The sequence below is a fragment of the Pseudomaricurvus alkylphenolicus genome (assembly GCF_011683955.1).
Lineage (GTDB): Bacteria > Pseudomonadota > Gammaproteobacteria > Pseudomonadales > Cellvibrionaceae > Pseudomaricurvus > Pseudomaricurvus alkylphenolicus.
The window spans coordinates 205,099-225,215 of the sequence record NZ_JAAQPI010000002.1 but is presented as its reverse complement, the minus strand read 5'-3'; the positions used below and the strand labels follow the sequence as shown (position 1 = coordinate 225,215).

Below are 20,117 nucleotides of genomic sequence, written 5' to 3'. Positions count from 1 at the left end.
CGGACTTGATACAGTGCCGGTTCTACTGACGAATCGGTACTCAACGTTATACACGTGGTATCGCAGGCACAAGGAGTGGCCCGCATGTTTTTTGCGCTTTCCCCATGGACGGTTTCCAGTTTTAACTCAATCCTCCCTTTAATTGTTTCTTTTCGGACTTCAAGTTCCGTGTGCTGTAGCGGATAAACCCTCTGCGGGTGTCCTACTGTCACAAAATGCTCCGTAGCCAATCATCTTTCACAAGGACGTTACCTATGGTTTCTATTTCTGATCAGATCCAGGAAATTTATATCGGACTGCTGGGCCGTGCGGCAGCTATTTCGGGGCTGCAATATTGGGAGGCCGAGATCAATCAAGGGATAATGACGCTGGAGCAACTGCGGGCCAATATTGTTAACGAGCAACCGGAATATATCAATGGTTTGGGGCAGCTGGACCGAGCGCAACTGGTTGAGGCGCTTTATGTTCAGTTGTTTTCCCGGCACCCGGAAGCCAGCGGTCTGGATTATTGGGTGTCGGGCGGTGGTGCCACTGTCAATGCTGATCAACTGGTATTGGCTTTGATTGCCGGAGCTTCACCGGCAGATCGCGAAACGCTGGACGGCAAGGTGGCGGCTGCGCAGGAGTACACCCAGACCAGTGGTGACGGATACCAACCACAGCAAGCTGCAGACGCGGTGGCCAGCATTGGTGCAGCGCCCACGTTGGTATTGGTAGAGGATGAGACTCCCGATGCTTACTTGCTTCTGCACGAAAATCAAATGGGGTCCGTGCTGGGAACCGTATCGGTTCAGGATATTGACAGTTCGGAACATGTTCTTTCCGTCGACGATGAACGTTTTGAAATCGTTGACGGACAACTAAAACTGAAAGACGACCAGTTTATAGACGCCGATCAGGAATACCTTATCGAACTAACGTTGACCGCAATAGACGAGGACGGCTTGAGCGTTGAGACAGAGGTCCCTGTCCTGGTGGAAAATGAGGAAGACCATTTCGACTTTCTGCACGGTGAGCAGGGTAGTGGATTGAGCTTTGAGGTGGAGCATCCCTGGCAGTTGGATTCGCAGCCCGTCAATATTGGGGATATCAATGGTGATGGTAAGACCGATACCGCTGTGGTTGCCAATTTGGATGTGTTGAGGACAACCCAAACCGAGCGGGTTCAGTTGACGGTTAATCTTGATGCGAGTCAGGCGCCGCCCATAAATCTGGTGTTTGCCAACACCTATAGTGTGGATGCCTTAGAAGTGACAGTAGGTACGGTTGCGGCCAGGCCGGCACTGGTGGACCGAATTAACGGGGTAACGGTGCCGGGAGACTTGAATATCGTCTCGGTGATATCGACAGATAGGTTGACCTTCGATGCCAGTTTTAACAATGCGCCAGCGGCCCAAGTCGTAGAGCACATCAATCAGGAATCACAGAACAATAACTACGGGCTGTTAGCGGCTGGCCATACTGCGGTTCGATTAAGCGCTCTCACCACGGCAGATGGAGAAACCTACGATATATCTGTGCGGGAGCAAGCCGCAGCCATTCCAAATAACGTTCAAGTTACGCTGCAATCCCCTGGGGGAAGTGTTCCGAGCCATCTACAGCAAATAGTCGATGCCATCAATTATGCGGGCTTGTCCAATTTATCCGCTGAACTCGATAGTGTAACGAATGAAATCACGATCGTTTCCGATACTGGAGCGGATATTCTTCTCGCGGGTATGGTGGGTGATGTGCAGCCCTTAACCCTGGGAGTCGATTTTCTACTGAGGCCTCTGGCTCCCGCTGCCACGCAAGTTATGGTGAATACAGATTACTATGTGTATTCCGGTGAATTGAGAATAGAAGTAGAGGATGGCGTTACCGTCTCTGATATCGCCGCTGGTGATGACTACTGGGGAGGGCTGACACCGGTAGCTGGCATTGATTTTAATCCAGATGATCCCGATACCTATCATTGGGCAACGTCCACCACAATTTTCGACAGCTTGGGCGAAGCCCATCAGCTGTCATTCTACTTTGCAAAAAATAGAACAGACCCCTTTTCCCCTCAAGCGTCCGCTAATACATGGAACCTCTACGTACTGATCGATGGGGAGGATGTCGGAAACCCCGCGCAAGGCGGTACCCATCCAACACATGCGGTTTTCGAAATTCAATTTGGAAGTGACGGGCATCTACTATCAGCGTCTGATCATGATCTGGCTATCACCAACTGGACTCCACTGGACGAAAACGGCAACTCCAACGGTGCGCTGGGTCCCGACAGCCAGAGCACTCCACCCTTCGGTCCAATACCAACGTCTTCGAATTTCGTGATAGAAATCTCAGACTCCACACAATTCAGCGGTCAGTTTATTGAGTATTCAGTCGAACAGAATGGCTTTCCCGCAGGGGATGCTCTTCAGTCCAACACCAGCGAAGTCTACGTTCTGTTTGGTTCGGAGGGAACTGAAGTCACCAGTCTTTCTCCAGAAGATCTGGACGGAAGCAACGGGTTTACCATCCGACAGTTCGAAGAAGACAGCAACGATACTCCACTTTCCCCAAGCAATTTATTCATCGCCAATGCCGGTGACGTCAATGGAGACGGCTTCAGCGATCTGCTGATCGCTCCCATAGAGAGTTTCAATCCATTTCAACCGTCTGCGACATACGACAACCAGTTCTATCTGATTTACGGGCAGGATGACGGCTGGCATCCCGCCTTGTCGCTAGACGATATTTCAGATTTGGGGACCGAATTTTCATTGAGTTGGTTAAGCGATGAACTCTGGCAGTTAAACGCCATGGGCGATGTCAACGGGGACGGCTACGATGATATTGCGGCGTCGGTGGATCAGCAAAGTTATCTGATCTTCGGACAGGAAAATGGTCTTGGCGAGCATATGGAACTCAGTCAGCTTCATCCCAGCGAAGGAGTTCTGTTCGAACATGTTTCCGAACCCCTGCGCCCAGCAGGTGACATAAATAATGATGGTTATGATGATATTGTAGCCATCGACGTGCTCGGAGTGGCTCATATCATTTATGGGTCAGAACAGTTCTTTTGAAGGTAAATAATCTGTTATCTGGTACTTGATCTGACATAAAGTATCAGAGGGAACCCGCTAAGTTGCGGGGGCTGGTTAGCGACAACAGTAAGGGAGTCATCGATCGTGTCGGACATCAGAAATTCTATCCAGGAAATTTACATCGGCCTTCTCGGCCGCGCAGCGGACTACGAGGGGCTGTCATATTGGGAAAGTGAAATCCAGCAAGGTTTGCTTACGCTCGAACAGCTGCGTGCCAATATTGTCAACCAACAACCCGAATACACCAATGGATTGGGTCAATTGGACCGACTGCATTTAGTAGCGGAGCTCTACGCGCGTCTGTTCTCACGATATCCGCTGAGTGAAGGTTTGGATTATTGGGTATCAGGTGGTGGCTCCGGTGTGAATGCGGATCAGTTGGTGTTGGCGTTAATCGATGGCGCATCCAGCGAGGATCGTGAAGTTCTGGATGCCAAGGTGGCTGCTGCCCAAGACTATACTTACTTGGCTTTCAATGATTACGACCGCGATCAGGCAACCGCAACCGTGGAAACCGTTGGTGGTACCGCGGAGATGATTTTTGTCGAAGATGATACTCCCGATGATGGGCTGAGTATTCCAGAAAATCTGGTGAAGGCGCTGGTTGGTGACGTGACGGTAATAGAGCTGGATAGCAGCGTTCAGGAAATCAACGTTGACGACGAGCGCTTTGAGGTGGTTGAAGGTCAACTTAAGTTAAAAGACGGCCATTTTCTGAATGCCGAGAGCGAAGAATCCGTCAGCCTAAATTTAACGGTTATCTACGAAAATGAGGAAACTGCGCAGCGACAAATCGAGGTGGTTGTAGAGGACTTAGATGATACCGTCGATGTGGGCAATATCTCGTTTAATCCTGATCCACCCTGGCAGGTGGTCACAGCGACATCAGTGGGAGACATAAATGGGGACGGTGTCGATGATACCGGTTTGATTGCCCGTTCCCACTTGAGTCCATATCCGACGACAATTTCCCGAGTGTCCTTAAACCTGGATGCCGGGGAATCTGCACCAACGGATTCCGATGGGTTTAACTTTCAAATTGATCAGAATATCTTCGACAGTCTTGGGAACAAGCACACGATGTCTCTGTACTTTACAAGAGCTCAGGAAGATTCTTCTGCACCCGAGGCCGCACTGAATATCTGGAATCTGGTTGTAAGAATTGACGGCTATGACGTAGGCAATCCGAAGGGGCCTGGTGAGGATGCTTCAGAGGCAAGTTTTACCCTGCAGTTTGATGAGCACGGCGAACTCACCACGGAAACCGATGCCACTTTACTGATTACCAATTGGGCTCCCCGGGATTCATCGGGTCAGTACAATGGCTCCTTGATGGGAGACATCGATGCTACTTCACCTCCGGTGGTGTTCCCCTACCTTACCAGTTCCAACTTCGTGATCGATCTCGCCGGAACGACTCAGTATGATGAGTTCTTTTCGATTAAAGACACTTACCAAAATGGTGGTCTTGGCAGCCTCTCGAACGGTAACCATCTCTATCTGTTGTTTGGTGATGTCGAGATTGAAGATGGGGCCTTCGTACTTCCGCAACTGGATGGCGAACAGGGAACTCTTTTGAAGCAGCATACCCTGGATTCACAGGAAGAGCTGTTTTATGGAGACAGGTTTGAATATGCTCCCTCGGGAGATCCTAACGGGGATGGAATTCAGGATCTGTTTATCGTGCCTGAAACGATACCCTATGATGTTGGGGTTCCAGACCCCAGCGATTATCAGTTTTACCTGATTTACGGCCGTACCGGCACCTGGGAACCGGAAATCGCCCTGGACAGTCTGGGCGAACGAGGCAGTGTCTTTTTCGATAGCGGCAACCCCGATGCCAATTGGTCGGTCACGACGGTCGGCGACGTCAACGGTGACGGCCTTGACGACTTCTCCGCCACTGATCGTGCCGGTGGCAGCAACGCCTACCTGATCTTTGGGAAATCTGACGGCTTTGAGGAGCAGGTCGACCTGGCCTATTTCTCTCAGGAAGAGGCCGTCCAATTCACGGATGTTGAAGCATTGATCCAATCTGCCGGTGATGTCAACAACGACGGCTTTGATGACATGTTGATGATCGATATCACCGGGGCAGCGCATCTGGTGTATGGGGCCGAGGACTTTTTCTAACAGCCACTATCGGCGTAACCAGGGGGAGTGTCTGTGGATAATCCTGTTCACTTCCCCGCGCGCTTTCAGAGCAATGAGAGCCTGATCAAAACGCTTTACCAATGCCTTGGCATCAATATTTGAAGAACGTCTGGAAAATCCCAGATGTGAGTCGACATCGTTGAGAGGGTGTACGGTTTTGGGGCGGGCGGCAATTCCCATGGAAGGAAGCAGGGTTTCAATAATCACAGGATTGATGGTGATTAAGTCAACCCTCTCGCTGTAGAGTGCTTTGATCACCTGCTGAAAATCACTGTAATAGTGCCTGTCGGCCATTTCCAGCCCCATCAGCGCCCATTGCTCGGGACCAAACTGCGGGGTGCGGATAATACCCATACGGTGGTTACCGAGTTGTTGTCGGTTTAGCGAACCTATGTCGCTGTTCGGTCTCGCAAACACCTGCAGCTGGGTGGTGAACAACGGCTCGGAGGAAATTTCAAATGTGTTTACATTACGAGTCAGGGGCTGCCCCTTGATCACATACTGCATCACGCAGTCCAGCTCACCCAGGGTGATGTTCAGGGCGAGCCTTCCGGTGGGAACAAACCGGAAATCGACCTCGTAGCCCAATTCGTCAAAGGCGCTTTTCAGTATATCGACGGTAATGCCAGTGAGTTGGCCATTGCGTTGGTAGAAGTAGGGTGGATAGTGTTCCTGCCAGCCATAGAAGGCGATGCGCTGAGGTTCCTTGGCGATGACGCCAAAGGCAGTACCCAGAAGTCCAAACAGAGCCAGCACTGGCAGCAGGAAAAGTGGCTTCGTCATTGTGCGGGTACCTCAATGCCGAGAGAAGATTGCACAATAGGGATCTTAAACCAAATTGCCGAACAAAGCTCTTGTGTGGGCGCCATCTTGAATGAGAATAATACTGGAAACCGGTCGCCCTCGGAGCGGGCTGCTACAAAGTCAACCCGACCGAGATCACTATAGCAATGCTTGCAGGCCCGGTAGCAGCGGGCTCTGACCGCGACCGATCGGGCACAAAGTGCCGACCGCTGTCGCCCACAGAGCGGGGCGACAATGTTTCTCGATTAACGCAAACTCTCGTTAATATTATCAAGTACCTTGGAGCCGGGGCACAAATCGGATTCGGTCAATCCCCGCAATGGCTTCTTTGCAGAATCAATATTCTCATGTAGCTCCTGAGAATCCGGATCCATATACAACAGCCCGGTCAGGATACGACCATCGTCCTTGTATTCCTGCATCATGTTCAACGCGGACTGGCGGCTGTGCACATTGAGCTTGTCGTCCATCTTGCAAAGGTGAACCACCGAGCCATCGTGCAAGGTCACTTCCTCGCTGGTCTGGTTCGGGTAGCAGGCGGTGATCTCTTCGCGCATGGGCACAAAGTCAACCGTGTTGGTAGCCGCCAGATGGTCGCGCACATACTCGTAACCTTTGGTGGAACCCGGATTATTGTTAAAGGTCACACAAGGTGAAAGCACATCGATAAAGGCAAAACCACGGTGAGCGATAGCGGCTTTGATCAGCGGTACCAGCTGCTTTTTGTCGCCGGAGAAGCTGCGGGCCACAAAGGTGGCGCCAAGTTGCAGGGCCACCGCCGCCAGGTCGATGGCTTCGAACGGGTTGGGGATACCCTTTTTGCTCTTGGAGCCCACATCGGCGGTGGCGGAATCCTGGCCTTTGGTGAGACCATAGCAACCGTTGTTCATAACGATATACATCATGTTGAGGTTGCGACGCACGGCGTGGGCAAACTGCCCCATGCCGATGGAGGCGCTGTCACCGTCGCCGGAAACACCCACGTATATCAGGTCGCGGTTGGCCATATTGGCGCCCGTGGCAACCGATGGCATACGGCCGTGCACGGAGTTAAATCCGTGAGAGTTGCCCAGGAAGTAAGTGGGCGTCTTTGAGGAGCAGCCAATACCGGACATCTTGGCGATATTGTGCGGAGGAATGGACATCTCAAAGATGGCCTGCACAATGGCGCCGCTGATGGAGTCGTGGCCGCAACCGGCGCAGAGGGTGGAAATGGAACCCTCGTAGTTTTGTTTGGTGTAACCCAGATCGTTGGTGGGCAGTTCCGGGTGACGGAATTCAGGGCGTATATAAGTCATCGCGAGAGTCTCCCTTAGTTGCCCGCAGTCTTACGACGCAAAGGTTTAACATTGCTGGTAACAGCGGTTTTTTGTTTGACCTTGTTGACGATAAACTGCGCGGTCAATGGCATACCGTCGTAACCGAGGATTTTATTAAGGCGTTTGGGATCGATTTCACACTCATTGACCAGCAGCGAACGCATCTGCGCATCGCGGTTTTGCTCCACCATAAAGACGGTGTCGTGCTGTTCGATAAATTCCTCGATCTCTTTGGCAAACGGGAAGGCGCGAATACGGCAGGTATCCACCGCCAGGCCTTCGTCGGCGAGTAGATCGGCCGCTTCCAATGTGGCGTGCATGCTGGTGCCGTAATGCAGGATACCGACGCTGCTGCCGTGTTCCGCATTGATAATCTCTGGTGCGGGCACATACTGCTTGGCAGTCTCGAATTTCTTCAGCAGTCGCTCCATATTGTCCACATAGGCGCTGCCGTCCTCGGTGTAAACCGCGTATTCATCGCGAGAGGTGCCACGGGTAAAGAACGAACCCTTGGTCGGATGGGTACCGGGGTAGGTGCGGAATGGAATGCCGTCACCATCCACATCCAGGTAGCGGCCGAAGCGTTCGGTCATATTTTCCAGCGCATCGGCATCCAGTACTTTACCGCGCTGGTATTGGCGCTCATCGTCCCACTCGAAAGGTTCGGACATATTGTCGTTCATGCCCAGATCCAGATCGGTGAGCATGATGATTGGAGTTTGCAACTGTTCCGCCAGATCAAACGATTGCGCGGTCATATCGAAGCATTCCTTCGGTGTGGAAGGAATCACCAATACATGTTTGGTATCACCGTGGGAGGCGTAGGCACAGGCCAGCACGTCGGACTGCTGGGTACGCGTAGGCATCCCGGTGGAGGGGCCGGCGCGTTGCACGTCGATCAGCACCGCGGGAATCTCGGCAAAGTATGCCAGCCCCAAAAATTCGCTCATCAGCGATACGCCGGGACCACTGGTGGCGGTAAAGGCGCGGGCGCCGTTCCAGCTGGCGCCGATGACCATACCTATGGCCGCCAGTTCGTCTTCGGCCTGCACAATGGCAAAGTTCTTCTTGCCGGTGCCGGGATCGATGCGCATGCGGTTACAGTACTTTTCGAAGGCTTCCACCACCGAGGTGGAGGGCGTGATCGGGTACCAGCCCGCCATGGTGGCACCGCCGTAGACCGCCCCCAAACCACAGGCTGCGTTGCCGTCGATCAGAATCTTGTCGCCATTGCTTTCGCGACGCTCGAGGGTCAGATGCAGTGGGCAATTGAAGTTGTTCTTGGCGTACTGGAAACCCAGTTCCAGTGCGTGCACGTTCGGGGCAATCAGTTTTTCCTTGCCCTTGAACTGGTCAGCAACCAACCCGGTCAGCACATCAAACTCGATGTTAATCAATGCCGCCAAAGCGCCCACGTAGATGATGTTCTTAAACAGCTGGCGCTGGCGGGCGTCCTTGTATTCATCGAGGCAGATCTGGGTTAACGGCAGGCCGATAAACTCGATGTCATCACGCATCAGGCGCGGATCCAGAGGCTTGGTGTTGTCATAGACGAAGTAGCCGCCGGGCACCACTTCCTGGATGTCTTTGGCCATACTCTGCGGGTTGACCGACACCATAATGTCGATGCCATCGCGGCGCCCCAGATACCCTTTGTCGTTGACTCTCACCTCATACCAGGTGGGTAGCCCCTGAATGTTGGACGGAAAGATGTTCTTGGGGCTGACGGACAAACCCATCCGGAACAGCGCCTTGGCGAACATATTGTTGGCACTGGCTGAACCGGTGCCGTTGACGTTGGCAAACTTCACCACCAGGTCATTAACCAGGGGCGTGCGATTGAATTTCTTGCTCATGTTACTGCCCCGCTTTGGTTACATGGTAGGTGAACTTCTGCATGTCCCACGCGGCGGTGGGGCAGCGCTCGGCACACAGGCCGCAGTGCAGGCAGACGTTCTCATCTTTTACCATCACCCGCTGGGTGGGCAGTTTGTCGGACACCAAAATGGCCTGGTCAGCGTTGTTGGCCGGGGCGCTGAGGCGCTGGCGCAACTCTTCTTCCTTACCGTTTTCGGTAAAGGTCAGGCAGTCGGTGGGGCAGATATCCACACAGGCATCGCATTCGATGCACTTGACCTCTTCAAATACCGTTTGGGCGTCGCAGTTCAGGCAGCGGCGGGCTTCGTTCAGGGCCGTGGCCACATCAAAACCCAGCTCCACTTCCAGCTTACGGTCCTTGATGGACTTGCCGACGTCTTCGTGGGGTACCACGTAGCGCACATCGTTCACCACGGGACTGTCGTAGCTCCACTCGTGGATGCCCATTTTCTGGCTCACCAGATTGGTACCCGGGGCGGGGCGCTCGGCCACCTTTTTGCCGCGCACAAACAGGTCGATAGAGATGGCGGCCTGGTGGCCGTGGGCAACGGCGGTGATCACGTTTTCCGGGCCAAAGGCGGCGTCACCACCAAAGAAGACTTTCGGCAAAGTGGACTGGAAGGTGACGTCGTCCACCACCGGCATATCCCACTTGCCAAACTCCATACCCAGATCCCGTTCAATCCAGGGGAAGGCGTTGTCCTGACCCACGGCAATGCAGACGTCGTCACAGTCCATGATCACATCGGGCTCACCGGTGGGGATCAGGGAGCGTTTGCCGTTTTCGTCGTACTCGGCGCGTACCAGTTCAAAACGCATGCCCACCAGTTTGCCGTTTTCGACAATAAACTCTTTCGGCGTGTGGTTCTCGTACATCTCCACACCTTCGCGCTCGGAGTCTTCGATCTCCCAGGGCGAGGCTTTCATATCCTTGCGGGGGCTGCGGACAACCACTTTAACGTCATCCGCGCCCAGGCGCAGCGAGGTCCGGCAGCAGTCCATGGCGGTATTACCACCACCCAGGACGATCACTTTCTTACCGATGCGGCTGGTGTGCTCAAACGCCACGGAACTGAGCCAGTTGATGCCGAGATGAATGTTGGCATCAGCCTCTTCACGGCCGGGAATCTTCAAATCCCGACCCCGCGGCGCTCCGGTGCCTACAAACACGGCATCATAACCGTCGTCCAGCACTCGTTTGAGACTGTCCACATAGTGGTTGTAATGGGTGGTGACGCCCATATCGGTGATGTAGTTCACCTCCTGGTCCAGTACCTCGTGGGGCAGGCGGAAGGAGGGAATCTGGCTGCGCATAAAGCCACCGCCGGCGGGCTGATCGTCGTACAGGTCGATCTCATAACCCAGCGGCATCAGGTCGCGGGCCACGGTCAGGGAGGCGGGGCCACCACCGATCAGGGCGATACGTTTGCCGTTTTTCTTTTTGGGTATTTTGGGCATGGCCGCAGCGACAGCGGTGTCATCCTTATTGTCGGCAGCGGCGCGCTTGAGGCGGCAAATGGCAACGGGTTCATCTTCCACACGTCCGCGGCGGCAAGCCGGTTCGCAGGGGCGGTCACAGGTGCGGCCCAGTACCCCCGGGAAGACATTGGACTCCCAGTTGAGCATATAGGCATCGTCGTAACGACCGGCTGCAATTAAACGGATATATTCAGGGACGGGTGTGTGTGCGGGACAGGCATATTGGCAATCCACTACCTTATGGTAGTACTCCGGATTGGCGGTATCAGTGGGTTTCACTGTTCCTCCGAGCTTTCTTCTCTACAGGCTTCACGGCATGAACTCGCAGCTTGTGGCCGCTCGTTCTCTAATCAATTGTTGTAGTTTTGCTACACTTTACGGATTGTCTGATAAAAAACAATAACGAAACTGATAAATCTATGCTCATTCGGCATGTTTCGACGCATTTGCACATAAAGTGTCGCGATTGGCCATGCTCCATCAAGCCTGTCCGATTGCTGCCTCCCAATAGTCAGGGTTGGCCTCAATCAGGAATTCGATCAAGTGTAAGTGCTAACTCTTGCTCGTAGCGGATTTGTGGAAATCTAGGCGTTCAGTTGGAATTGTACGGCTGTGCAGCTTTTGTAGTGCTTTTTCAGAATGACTGCCAGGTCATCAACTGTGTGAGATTGTGTGGATTTGGTGAATATAATTTCCAGCGGATCACGTCGATTCATGGCTGGACTCTCAATCGTTCACCCATGATACTTGGCGCCTCACAACGGTCCTAAAGGTGCCCAATGTCAGAAACCAGCACAGCGCAATCCCCACCCGAGCCTGACAGCGAGTCTGTTCCAGTCACCGCAATCGTGATCGGTGCCACCGGCGTCGTGGGGCGTGCTTTGGTTGATCAGTTGGCTGCCGCTGATCACATCGGCAAGGTTGTTAGCCTGACTCGACGGGCTGTCTCCCACGACAATGTTAAAGTCGACAATCATGTTTTGGACTTTGAACAGCTGCACAAACATCGCGAACTTTTTCAGGGCGACTGCCTTTTCTCCTGCCTGGGTACTACCCGCAAGCAGGCAGGCTCAATAGCTGCCCAGCGGCTAGTGGATCTGGACTACCAGCTAAGCGCGGCACAACTGGCCGCCGAACAAGGTGTGAAACACTACCTGCTGGTTTCTTCCAGCGGCGCCAACGCCCGCAGTTTCAGTCCATACCTGAAGATGAAAGGCGAGCTGGAGCAGGCGGTGTTGGGTTTATCCTTTGAGCGAATCAGCTTGTTCCGTCCCTCTCTGTTGCTAGGCGAACGCAGTGATTCACGTGTTGGAGAAAAGCTGGCCAGTCAGGTCTTGCCGGGCTTGTGCAAGTTGCCCGGATTATCTTCCTATCGTCCCATCCGCGGGGACCAGGTGGCTGCCAAGATGGTGGAAGTCAGTGCCGAAGAAGGGCCCGTGCACCAGTGTTTTAATCTGGACGAGGTGTTTCCGTAAGGCGCTGCAGAGCGTCAGCCAGTATTGCTGCCGGGACCGCCAGTGACAGGGTTTGGTTAGCACCGGTATTTACCCGGCCTACGTGTAATCCCAGTAGCTCGAAGTTTTCTGGCCCGAGCTGGCGCAACAGCGCACCGCCCGAATCGCCGTGAAAACCATCGCAGCTAGAACTGAGTAGACCCTGCAGTTGCAATTCTGACTGGGGGAGCAATCCGCACCTGTTGTCCAGTGTCAGTAATTCGCGGCTGTCGCCTCGGTAACCCGCGAGAAGTATATTGCCTCGATCTGTTTCTGAACGGCGATCGGTTTGTGCAAGCACCAGACTTTCCAATTCCAATGGTTCCCTAAGCTGCACCAGGGCCCAGTCATTGGCCAGGGTTTCCAGGTTTGGATCTTCTCTAAAACGATAACGGGGGTTCGGAATCAATCGCCGGGCGCGGCGGTGGGCAACAAAATCTCCAGCCCGATAGCCTGCGAGAAAGTTCACATACTCTGGCGGGTACCAGTCGTTTGAAATGGGGTTGTGCAGGCAATGGGCGGCAGTAGCGACGACATCATCTGCGATCAATAGAGCGGTACAGAAGCGTCGGCCGTTAATACTGATGTTGCCAATAGATACCCAGGGTGGACGATGATTATTGATGACCTGACGTTGATGGGGTAGCGCCATGCCCTCGGGTAACGGGGTGGTGTCCAGTGCCTGCAACGGCTTGGAGTGGATAAGTGTTGCGGCAAGCAGGTAAATTATTGCCTGCCCTTTTATTCGCAGACCTTCGATCAGGGATTTAGCAATCGCAGTGAAAATAACGTTCATCTTCCAACCGCATCATGGTTAACTTTCCACCCCAAACACAGCCGGAATCGAGCGCGTAGATATTGGGTGTGGCGGTAAAACCTTCGAGTGCGGCCCAGTGACCAAAGATGATTTTATCATTACGGGTCTTGCGGTCCGGGTGGCAAAACCAGGGGGCATATCCCTCTGGGGCCTGGTCGATGCCGCTCTTGGTGCTGAGTTCCAACAGGCCGGCGGCGCTGCAAAAACGCATACGGGTAAAGTAGTTGGTGATGACCCGCCAACGGTCGGTCCCTTCCAGGCGCTTATCCCAAAAGGCCGGTTCATTCCCATACATATTGCCAAGAAATTCGTCGAACAGGTGCCCGCGAATGACTTCTTCCAGTTCGCTTGCACGTTTGCGGGCTTTTTTCAGGCTCCAATTGGGCGGAATACCCGCATGTACCATGGTAAATCCCAGTCGCTCGTCGTGATGCAACAGAGGTTGTTGCCGCAGCCATTGCAGCAGCACTTCGCTATCGTCGGCGATCAGAATCTCGTCGAGAGTATCGCCCTTGGAAGGTTGGCGATGACCATAAGCCACGGCCAGCAAATGCAAATCGTGATTACCCAGAACAGCTACCACGCTGCCACGCATTTCATAGAGAAATCGCAATGTCTCCAGCGACTGCGGGCCTCGATTGATCAGGTCGCCCACCAGCCAGAGTTTGTCCTCGCCAGGGTTAAAGCTAACCTCTTTGAGCAGGCATTTGAGTGGCTTGAGGCAACCCTGCAGGTCGCCGACGGCATAGGTGGCCATAGCGTAGGAATTCTCTAGTGCAATTTGGCGGGAGTTACCAGGGCAAACACCGGGATCTCAACCTGGAAGGAGGCGGCGTCATCGCGCTGCATAATGTAATGGCCTTCCATGGTGCCGGTATCGGTTTCAAGTATGGCGCCGCTGGTGTAGGTGTAGCTTTGGCCCGGTATCAGGTGGGGTTGTTCCCCCACTACGCCCACTCCCTGGACTTCCTGCACCTTGCCGTTGCCGTCAACAATGTGCCAGTAACGGCTGATTAACTTCGCGTTTTCCGAACCCTGATTGGTGATGGTAATCGTATAGCTGAAGACGTAGCGATTGTTTCCCGGGTGCGACTGATCCGCAAGGTAGGCCGGCTTAACACTGATTTCAATGCCGTGGTTTTCTGGGTTGTTGTGAGATTCAGTCATGATGTCAGCTATTCGCTCCACCGTCTTTGCCTAACGTGTCGGCAAGCTTATCGCTAAGGGCAACGTACTCGGCCAGCGTGATATTTTCAGGACGAATGGAGGTGTCGATATTCAGGGACTCAATGGCCTCTGCCGGTAGCAACTGCTTCAGCGAATTGCGCAGTGTCTTACGTCGCTGTTGGAAGGCGGTATTTACCAGCCGTTCCAGTAGCTTTACGTTACGGGCCGGATGCGGCAACTCTGTGTACGGAACCAGGCGAACGATGGCCGAGTCCACCTTGGGTCTGGGGTTAAAGCTCTCGGGTGGTACATCAAACAGGTTTTCCACTTTACAGTAGTACTGCACCATCACGCTTAAACGTCCGTAAGCCTTTGCGCCGGGTTGTGCGGCCATGCGATCCACCACTTCCTTTTGCAGCATAAAGTGCATGTCGGTCACCTGACTGTGGTAACTCAACAAATGAAAAATCAGTGGCGTGGAAATATTGTAGGGCAGGTTGCCGACAATTCTCAGCGGGCCGCGATTGTTGCCGTCACTGTCTTGCAGCAGCGTGGCAAAATCAAACTTCAGGGCATCGGTCTGGTGGATCTTAAAATCGGGATAGCGGGCAATAAACTGCGCCAGTAACACGGGAATCAGGTCGCGATCCAGTTCCACTACGTTTAGGGTTGGGCAGGTGGACAGCAACTGCTCGGTAATGGCGCCTTTGCCCGGGCCAATCTCCACCAGATTGTCTGCTGCCTTCGGGCGGATGGATTTTACGATGCGACGAATGATGTTGTCGTCTTCCAGAAAATTCTGGCCAAAGCGCTTGCGGGCGCGATGTTCCATGCCTGGCTTGGCGTTGTTCATTGGGGTTCCTTCAACAGCTGCTTATCGGATTCACTCAAGGCAGCTTGTGTATAACGTGAAAAGTCTGCGGAGCTAGCCTCAGTCTCTTTTAGCGGCATGGCGGGCTTTGACCATGCCCTGGGCATAACTGATGGCGGTCTGCAGGCTGCCGGGGTTGGCGTTACCGCTACCGGCAAGATCCAGCGCCGTGCCGTGATCAACCGAGGTGCGGATCATGGGCAGCCCCAGCGTGATATTGACCGCCTGGCCAAAGCCCTTGAATTTTAACACGGGCAGCCCCTGATCGTGATACATCGCCAATACGGCGTCGGCGTCGTCCAGCAGCTTTGGAGTAAACAGGGTGTCGGCGGGCAAAGGGCCGACCAGATCCATGCCGCCAGCGCACAGTTGTTTTAGTACGGGCCCTATAACGTCGATTTCTTCGCGGCCCATGTGGCCGCCTTCGCCGGCGTGCGGATTAAGCCCGCATACCAGTATTCGTGGTTGCTTAATACCAAACTGCTGCACAAGATCCTGATGCAACACCTCGATCACTTTGTTCAGACTGGTCTGAGTAATCGCTGAAGGTACCTCTTTGAGAGGCAGGTGGGTGGTGGCAAGAGCAACCCTGAGCCCTTCTGTCGCCAGCATCATAACCACCTGCTCACTGCGAGTGCGTTCGGCGAGAAATTCAGTATGGCCGCTGAACGCAATGCCGGCTTCATTGATGACGCCTTTATGTACGGGGCCCGTCACATAGGCATCGAAGAGACCATCCAGGCAACCATCAATGGCACGGCGCAGGCTCTCCAGCACATAGTCCGCGTTGGCGGGATTCAGCTGGCCGGTCTCGCAGGCAGTGGCCAGAGGCAGTGGATAAACGCACAGTTCACCTTTTGCCAGGGGTTGCGGAGCGGCGCTGATATTCAGCTCTCGCAATTGCAGCGGCTGGCCCAATTGTTGCGCGCGCTGGCGCAACAGGTCCGGGTCGGCAATAACAACAATTTCGTCTTCGCAGCCCTCCTGGGCCAGTGCAATGGCCAGGTCCGGGCCAATGCCGGCGGGTTCGCCGGGAGTCAGTGCGAGGCGTTGCGTCATTTGATCTCTACGTAGGCTTCGTCGCGGATTTCACGCAGCCAGTTAAGGCGTTCTTCGTCAAAGCGGCGGCTGCGCAACAGGCGAGTAGCCTGGTTGGTGCGAACCGTATCACTCATGTCCTGCTGGCGGCGCTCCTGCACCTGCAGAATATGCCAGCCGAACTGGCTGCGGAAAGGTTCGCTGATATCGCCTACAGACGTGCTATTAATGGTCCGTTCGAACTCGGGGACAAACTTGCCGGGCAGAGACCAGCCCAAGTCTCCACCAGAGAGCATGGAACCGACATCCTCAGAGTGTTCCTTGGCCAGGGCTGCAAAGTCACCACCATCGACAATCTGCTGGCGAATGCCGGCCAGCTTTGCCTCGGCCTCTTGATCGGTAAGAATCGTGGAGGGCTTGACCAGGATGTGACGGACCTTGGATTGTTCAATCAGTTGCTCCTGGGCACCGCGTTTGCCATAGAGCTTGAGCAGGTGGAAACCGGCGCCGCTGCGCAGTGGGGGCGTCACATCGCCTTCTGCCAGATTTTCGATAGCGTTGGCAAACAGATCGGGCATTTGTGCGGACTTACGCCAGCCCATGTCGCCACCTTTAAGCGCGTTTTGCCCCTGGGACTCGGCCACGGCCAGTTGACGGAAGTCGGCACCGTCTTTCAGGCGGCGGTGCAGATCTTCGGCCTTGGATTCAGCGGTGCGGGCTTCTTCGGCAGAGGCAGTGGAGGGCAGCGAGACCAGAATATGACCCAGGTTGTAATCCGGTGATGCCCAGAATTTACCCTGCTTGGACTTGAGGAAGTTTTCCACTTCCTGGTCAGTGATCTTGATGCGGCGGTTTACGCTGCCACGCTGGACCTGTTCGATGATCATATCGCGGCGAATCTGCTCACGCAGGCCATTGATGCTGACCCCATCCTGGGCCAATTGCTGCTCGAACTGTTCGTCGGTCAGGTTATTGGCCTGCTTCATGCGACCAATGGCTGCGTCCAGTTCGGCTTCGCTGATATCGATGCCAACGCGGCGGCCTATCTGCAGCTGCAGCGATTCGGTCACCAGCTGCTCCAGAATTTGCGACCGCAGCACTTCCTCCGGAGGCATCTGTGTCTGGTTGGCCTGCAGTTGAGCGGTCACCATGCTCATGCGCTGGGTGAGTTCGCTTGCCATGACCACGTCGTTGTCGACAATGGCGACGACCTTATCCAGCGCCACGGTGCGCGCCATAGTGATGTTGCTGCACACCAGAGCGGCGGCAATGCCCAGGGCCTTGGCGCCCTTGAAGAAAGTTTTTTTATTCATGGGTTATTACTTTATGTTTTGTTCGCGCTCTCGGTACCCGTAGATACTGTCGGCGAGGATACCGGTTACTTTATTGCCGATGCCACCGAGCCCCTTGAGCTGGAATTCAAAGAATATGCCCTGGTCTTTCTCCAGGTCCAGGCTGTCGATGACATCGACCAGATCATTATCCAGCCATTGGCGTGCCACCAGGCGCCAGCGATAACAGCAGCTGTTGTATTCGACGCCAAACAGTGTCTCAAGTTCACGGTTGTGGGTGAAGTCATAATTGGCTCGCGCCACCATGCTCCAGTTGCCCGCGATCGGCCAGGACAGGGACATATCCCCCTGTTCGATATTGCGGTCCAGCAGTTCGCTGATGTTTCCATCGCCGTCGGCATCGCCGCTGTCGATCACAGGGTCTTTGCGCACATAGCGATAGCTCAGGTTAAACAGACGCCATTGGTCGTCCCGGTAACGCAGACTGGCGCTGCCGCGGGTCACCTTGTTGCTGTTGTTCTCGTCCCAGATCACGTCAGAGCTGAGGCGCCAGTTCTGGCCAATACGGGCCGATACCTGGGCGGCAAATTCGGAGCTGTCGAGCTGATCATTGGCCAGCACGTCCTCGCTGCGCAGATGCAGGTCCACGGCACGGTCGTCAAAATAGATAATCTGACCGAGGCTGGCGCTGAACATCTCGCGGCCGCTGGCCGGTTCCAGGAAGCGGGTGGTCAGACCCACGGACAGGCGATCATCATCGTCGATGCGATCGCCGCCGGCGTAGCGGCTGTCGCGGAACAGCTGGCTGTAGGTGAAGGTCAGATCCGAGCTGTCGAAGTTGATGTCGCCGCCGGTGCTGGTGGCGTCGATCAGTTCGTCCTGATTTTCAAACTCGCTGTAGAAGTAGTACAAGCGCGGCTCAAAGGTCTGCACGTAGTGGTCGCCAAAAAGTGCGCCTTCACGTTCAAAGAAGAGGCCCATATCCACACTGGCCTGGGGCACAGTGAAAGAGGGGGAATCGTTGGCTCCTGCAGCGAGGTGCTCATCGTCCAGCTCGTAACTGAGGCTCTTGACCATCACACCCGGTTTGAAGAAGCCCCAGGCCCATTGCTTGTCCCAATGCAGGCCATATTCCAGGCGTGCCCGCTCACCGGTGACAATCTGGTCCGAGTCTTTGTCGCGGTGGTCAAACGAAGTGTATTCGTGACCCAGACTCAACTGCAGGCTGCCGAACTGGTAGAGGCCATCCACATTCACGCGCGGCAGCTGCTTGTAGGGAGTGGACGCGGTGCTGGAGAGCGTCTGGTATTCCTCCGCCCTTAGCTGGCCGTGCCAGTGATCGGAGCGATAACCGAGGGTGCCCTGCTGGCGCAGATGAGTCTGGCTGTTGACCTCCAGGCTGGCGGTATCCAAATCGCGGAAATAGTCCTCGTCGCTGACCCGGGTGTAATCAACACGGGAATACCAGGGCTGGTCCCAGCCACCACGGTGATCAACGGCGACCAGCCAACGGTCTTCATCCAGGTAAGGACGGGCTTCCTCTTCGCTGATCAGGCCTTCGTCGATCAGGTCCTGCAGATCCTCATCGTCACCGCCTTCGTCTTTGGCCAGGTAGGCGCCGCTGAGTTTGGTCTCAAACCAGCGCGACAGATGGCGGGTTTCCACCTCCAGCATTTCGCCGCGGTCACTGATAAAGCGGGGTGTTAACGTCAGGTCGTAGTCAGGAGCCAGGTTGAAATAGTAGGGTGTGGCGATATCGATACCGCCGCTGTCCGAGGAGCTGATGGACGGAAACAGAAATCCGGAGGTACGCCGGTCACCGGTGGCGAAACTGATCCAGGGCGTGTAGAGCACAGGCACCCCTTTAACCTCAAGGCGCACGTGGCGACCGGTGCCCACCTCATTGACCGGGTCGAGCGTCAGCTCGGCACCGCGCAAGTACCAGGTGTCGCTGTCAGGTTCACAGCGGGTAAAGGTTCCGCCTTCCAGTACCAGAGTTTCATCGTTGCGGCGGGACAGGCGGGAGGCATCCCCGCGAATTTCCTGCTCGTGCACCAGGTAGCTGGCGTTGTCGATATGGGCATAGCCCTGGTCCACATTCAGCTCAGCTCGTGAGCCGGTAAGCAACAGGCCGGGTTCACGCAGCCGAATGTCACCCTCCAGCGTGGCAATATCGGTTTCCTGGTTGAGCTCAATGCGGTCGGCCTGGAGTTTCCTGTGCCCCTGGGTCAGGAGCACATCCCCTTCCAGCACGGCAGTGATCTCCTGCAGTAGCTCGGATCGATCTGCTGAGGCTCGCAGCGGCGCCTTGGCCGGGTCCAGCTCGGCGTCTTCGTGGGTCAAAGGCGGTTCAATGTAGCGGCCGCAGCAGCCCGGTGTCATGGATTTGACCTGCTCTTTGCTGAGCTGCTCCTGGGCTACCCAGTCCACCTGCGCTGCCGGCAGATGGCGGGGTTTATTGGTGGCGACGGGGGCGCTGGTGACAGTGGCACTGCGCCCACGGGCGTGTTGCGGGCGTTTGTATGCGGGTCCTTCGACCTGAACAGTGTTACAGCTCCAGGCCTGGCCATCGGCACTGGGCTGGCAGTTCCACTGGGCGTGAGTATCGTTGGCGTGCAGGGGCTGGGCCGATGCCAGGGTGCCGAGCAGGGCAATCCAGGGGGCTCGGGGGGCAAGACCAGACGCCATCACCTGGCGAATTTGCTGCCGCAACAGCGTTTTCCTTGGGGCCATT

At 55.0% G+C, this 20,117-nt stretch carries 14 protein-coding genes; 3 read left to right on the top strand and 11 right to left on the bottom strand.

Annotation, left to right across the window (positions count from 1 at the left end):
• Window positions 1-254 precede the first annotated feature (254 nt).
• A complete protein-coding gene (locus HBA55_RS06350) occupies window positions 255-3,050 on the top strand; it encodes a flagellar basal body FlgE domain-containing protein (RefSeq protein ID WP_166988559.1) in 2,796 nt (931 codons plus the stop codon).
• A 105-nt stretch (window positions 3,051-3,155) separates the two neighbouring features.
• Complete coding sequence (locus HBA55_RS06345; protein WP_166988557.1) at window positions 3,156-5,204, top strand: flagellar basal body FlgE domain-containing protein; 2,049 nt, start codon at window positions 3,156-3,158, stop codon at window positions 5,202-5,204.
• 6 nt (window positions 5,205-5,210) lie between these two features.
• Here HBA55_RS06345 and HBA55_RS06340 read toward each other — a convergent pair whose 3' ends face one another.
• The 4 genes from HBA55_RS06340 to HBA55_RS38000 form a co-directional block, all read right to left on the bottom strand.
• Window positions 5,211-6,008, bottom strand: coding sequence for a substrate-binding periplasmic protein (locus HBA55_RS06340; RefSeq protein WP_166988556.1), 798 nt, complete (start codon window positions 6,006-6,008; stop codon window positions 5,211-5,213).
• A 266-nt stretch (window positions 6,009-6,274) separates the two neighbouring features.
• On the bottom strand, window positions 6,275-7,327 hold the full coding sequence (locus HBA55_RS06335) for a 2-oxoacid:ferredoxin oxidoreductase subunit beta (RefSeq protein WP_166988554.1): 1,053 nt from the start codon (window positions 7,325-7,327) through the stop codon (window positions 6,275-6,277).
• 14 nt (window positions 7,328-7,341) lie between these two features.
• Window positions 7,342-9,204: a 2-oxoacid:acceptor oxidoreductase subunit alpha gene (locus HBA55_RS06330; RefSeq protein ID WP_166988552.1), complete on the bottom strand. Its 1,863-nt coding sequence runs from the start codon at window positions 9,202-9,204 to the stop codon at window positions 7,342-7,344.
• A gap of 1 nt (window position 9,205) precedes the next feature.
• Entirely contained in the window at window positions 9,206-10,984 is a 1,779-nt protein-coding gene (locus tag HBA55_RS38000) for an FAD-dependent oxidoreductase (RefSeq protein ID WP_166988550.1), read from the bottom strand.
• A 500-nt stretch (window positions 10,985-11,484) separates the two neighbouring features.
• On the opposite strand from HBA55_RS38000, the gene HBA55_RS06320 reads away from it, so the two are divergent.
• Window positions 11,485-12,180 (top strand): NAD(P)H-binding protein, encoded by a 696-nt coding sequence (locus tag HBA55_RS06320; RefSeq protein ID WP_166988548.1) that lies wholly within the window; start codon window positions 11,485-11,487, stop codon window positions 12,178-12,180.
• Here HBA55_RS06320 and HBA55_RS06315 read toward each other — a convergent pair.
• The 7 genes from HBA55_RS06315 to HBA55_RS06285 all read right to left on the bottom strand — a co-directional run bounded on the left by HBA55_RS06315 (window position 12,155) and on the right by HBA55_RS06285 (window position 20,116).
• Entirely contained in the window at window positions 12,155-12,994 is an 840-nt protein-coding gene (locus tag HBA55_RS06315; protein WP_166988546.1) for a trypsin-like serine peptidase, read from the bottom strand. The two genes, HBA55_RS06320 and HBA55_RS06315, sit on opposite strands and share 26 nt — an antisense overlap.
• On the bottom strand, window positions 12,966-13,772 hold the full coding sequence (locus tag HBA55_RS06310) for a symmetrical bis(5'-nucleosyl)-tetraphosphatase (RefSeq protein ID WP_166988544.1): 807 nt from the start codon (window positions 13,770-13,772) through the stop codon (window positions 12,966-12,968). Before HBA55_RS06310 ends, HBA55_RS06315 begins: the two co-directional genes overlap by 29 nt.
• 14 nt (window positions 13,773-13,786) lie before the next feature.
• A complete protein-coding gene (apaG, locus tag HBA55_RS06305) occupies window positions 13,787-14,182 on the bottom strand; it encodes a Co2+/Mg2+ efflux protein ApaG (protein WP_166988542.1) in 396 nt (131 codons plus the stop codon).
• Between the two features lie 4 nt (window positions 14,183-14,186).
• Entirely contained in the window at window positions 14,187-15,035 is an 849-nt protein-coding gene (rsmA, locus tag HBA55_RS06300) for a 16S rRNA (adenine(1518)-N(6)/adenine(1519)-N(6))-dimethyltransferase RsmA (protein WP_166988540.1), read from the bottom strand.
• 78 nt (window positions 15,036-15,113) lie between these two features.
• Window positions 15,114-16,112, bottom strand: a complete 999-nt coding sequence (pdxA, locus tag HBA55_RS06295; protein ID WP_166988538.1) for a 4-hydroxythreonine-4-phosphate dehydrogenase PdxA — start codon at window positions 16,110-16,112, stop codon at window positions 15,114-15,116.
• Window positions 16,109-17,404: a peptidylprolyl isomerase gene (locus HBA55_RS06290; protein WP_166988536.1), complete on the bottom strand. Its 1,296-nt coding sequence runs from the start codon at window positions 17,402-17,404 to the stop codon at window positions 16,109-16,111. Before HBA55_RS06290 ends, pdxA begins: the two co-directional genes overlap by 4 nt.
• Before the next feature lie 6 nt (window positions 17,405-17,410).
• A complete protein-coding gene (locus HBA55_RS06285; protein ID WP_166988534.1) occupies window positions 17,411-20,116 on the bottom strand; it encodes an LPS-assembly protein LptD in 2,706 nt (901 codons plus the stop codon).
• Window position 20,117: the final 1 nt, after the last annotated feature.

Excerpts from the sequence above, each read along its gene's own strand:
- HBA55_RS06290 (WP_166988536.1), bottom strand. The coding sequence starts at position 17,404 with ATGAATAAAAAAACTTTCTTCAAGGGCGCCAAGGCCCTGGGCATTGCC.
- HBA55_RS06285 (WP_166988534.1), bottom strand. The coding sequence starts at position 20,116 with ATGGCCCCAAGGAAAACGCTGTTGCGGCAGCAAATTCGCCAGGTGATG.
- rsmA (WP_166988540.1), bottom strand. The coding sequence starts at position 15,035 with ATGAACAACGCCAAGCCAGGCATGGAACATCGCGCCCGCAAGCGCTTT.
- HBA55_RS06315 (WP_166988546.1), bottom strand. The coding sequence starts at position 12,994 with ATGAACGTTATTTTCACTGCGATTGCTAAATCCCTGATCGAAGGTCTG.
- apaG (WP_166988542.1), bottom strand. The coding sequence starts at position 14,182 with ATGACTGAATCTCACAACAACCCAGAAAACCACGGCATTGAAATCAGT.
- pdxA (WP_166988538.1), bottom strand. The coding sequence starts at position 16,112 with ATGACGCAACGCCTCGCACTGACTCCCGGCGAACCCGCCGGCATTGGC.
- HBA55_RS06340 (WP_166988556.1), bottom strand. The coding sequence starts at position 6,008 with ATGACGAAGCCACTTTTCCTGCTGCCAGTGCTGGCTCTGTTTGGACTT.
- HBA55_RS06320 (WP_166988548.1), top strand. The coding sequence starts at position 11,485 with ATGTCAGAAACCAGCACAGCGCAATCCCCACCCGAGCCTGACAGCGAG.
- HBA55_RS06310 (WP_166988544.1), bottom strand. The coding sequence starts at position 13,772 with ATGGCCACCTATGCCGTCGGCGACCTGCAGGGTTGCCTCAAGCCACTC.
- HBA55_RS06335 (WP_166988554.1), bottom strand. The coding sequence starts at position 7,327 with ATGACTTATATACGCCCTGAATTCCGTCACCCGGAACTGCCCACCAAC.
- HBA55_RS06330 (WP_166988552.1), bottom strand. The coding sequence starts at position 9,204 with ATGAGCAAGAAATTCAATCGCACGCCCCTGGTTAATGACCTGGTGGTG.
- HBA55_RS06350 (WP_166988559.1), top strand. The coding sequence starts at position 255 with ATGGTTTCTATTTCTGATCAGATCCAGGAAATTTATATCGGACTGCTG.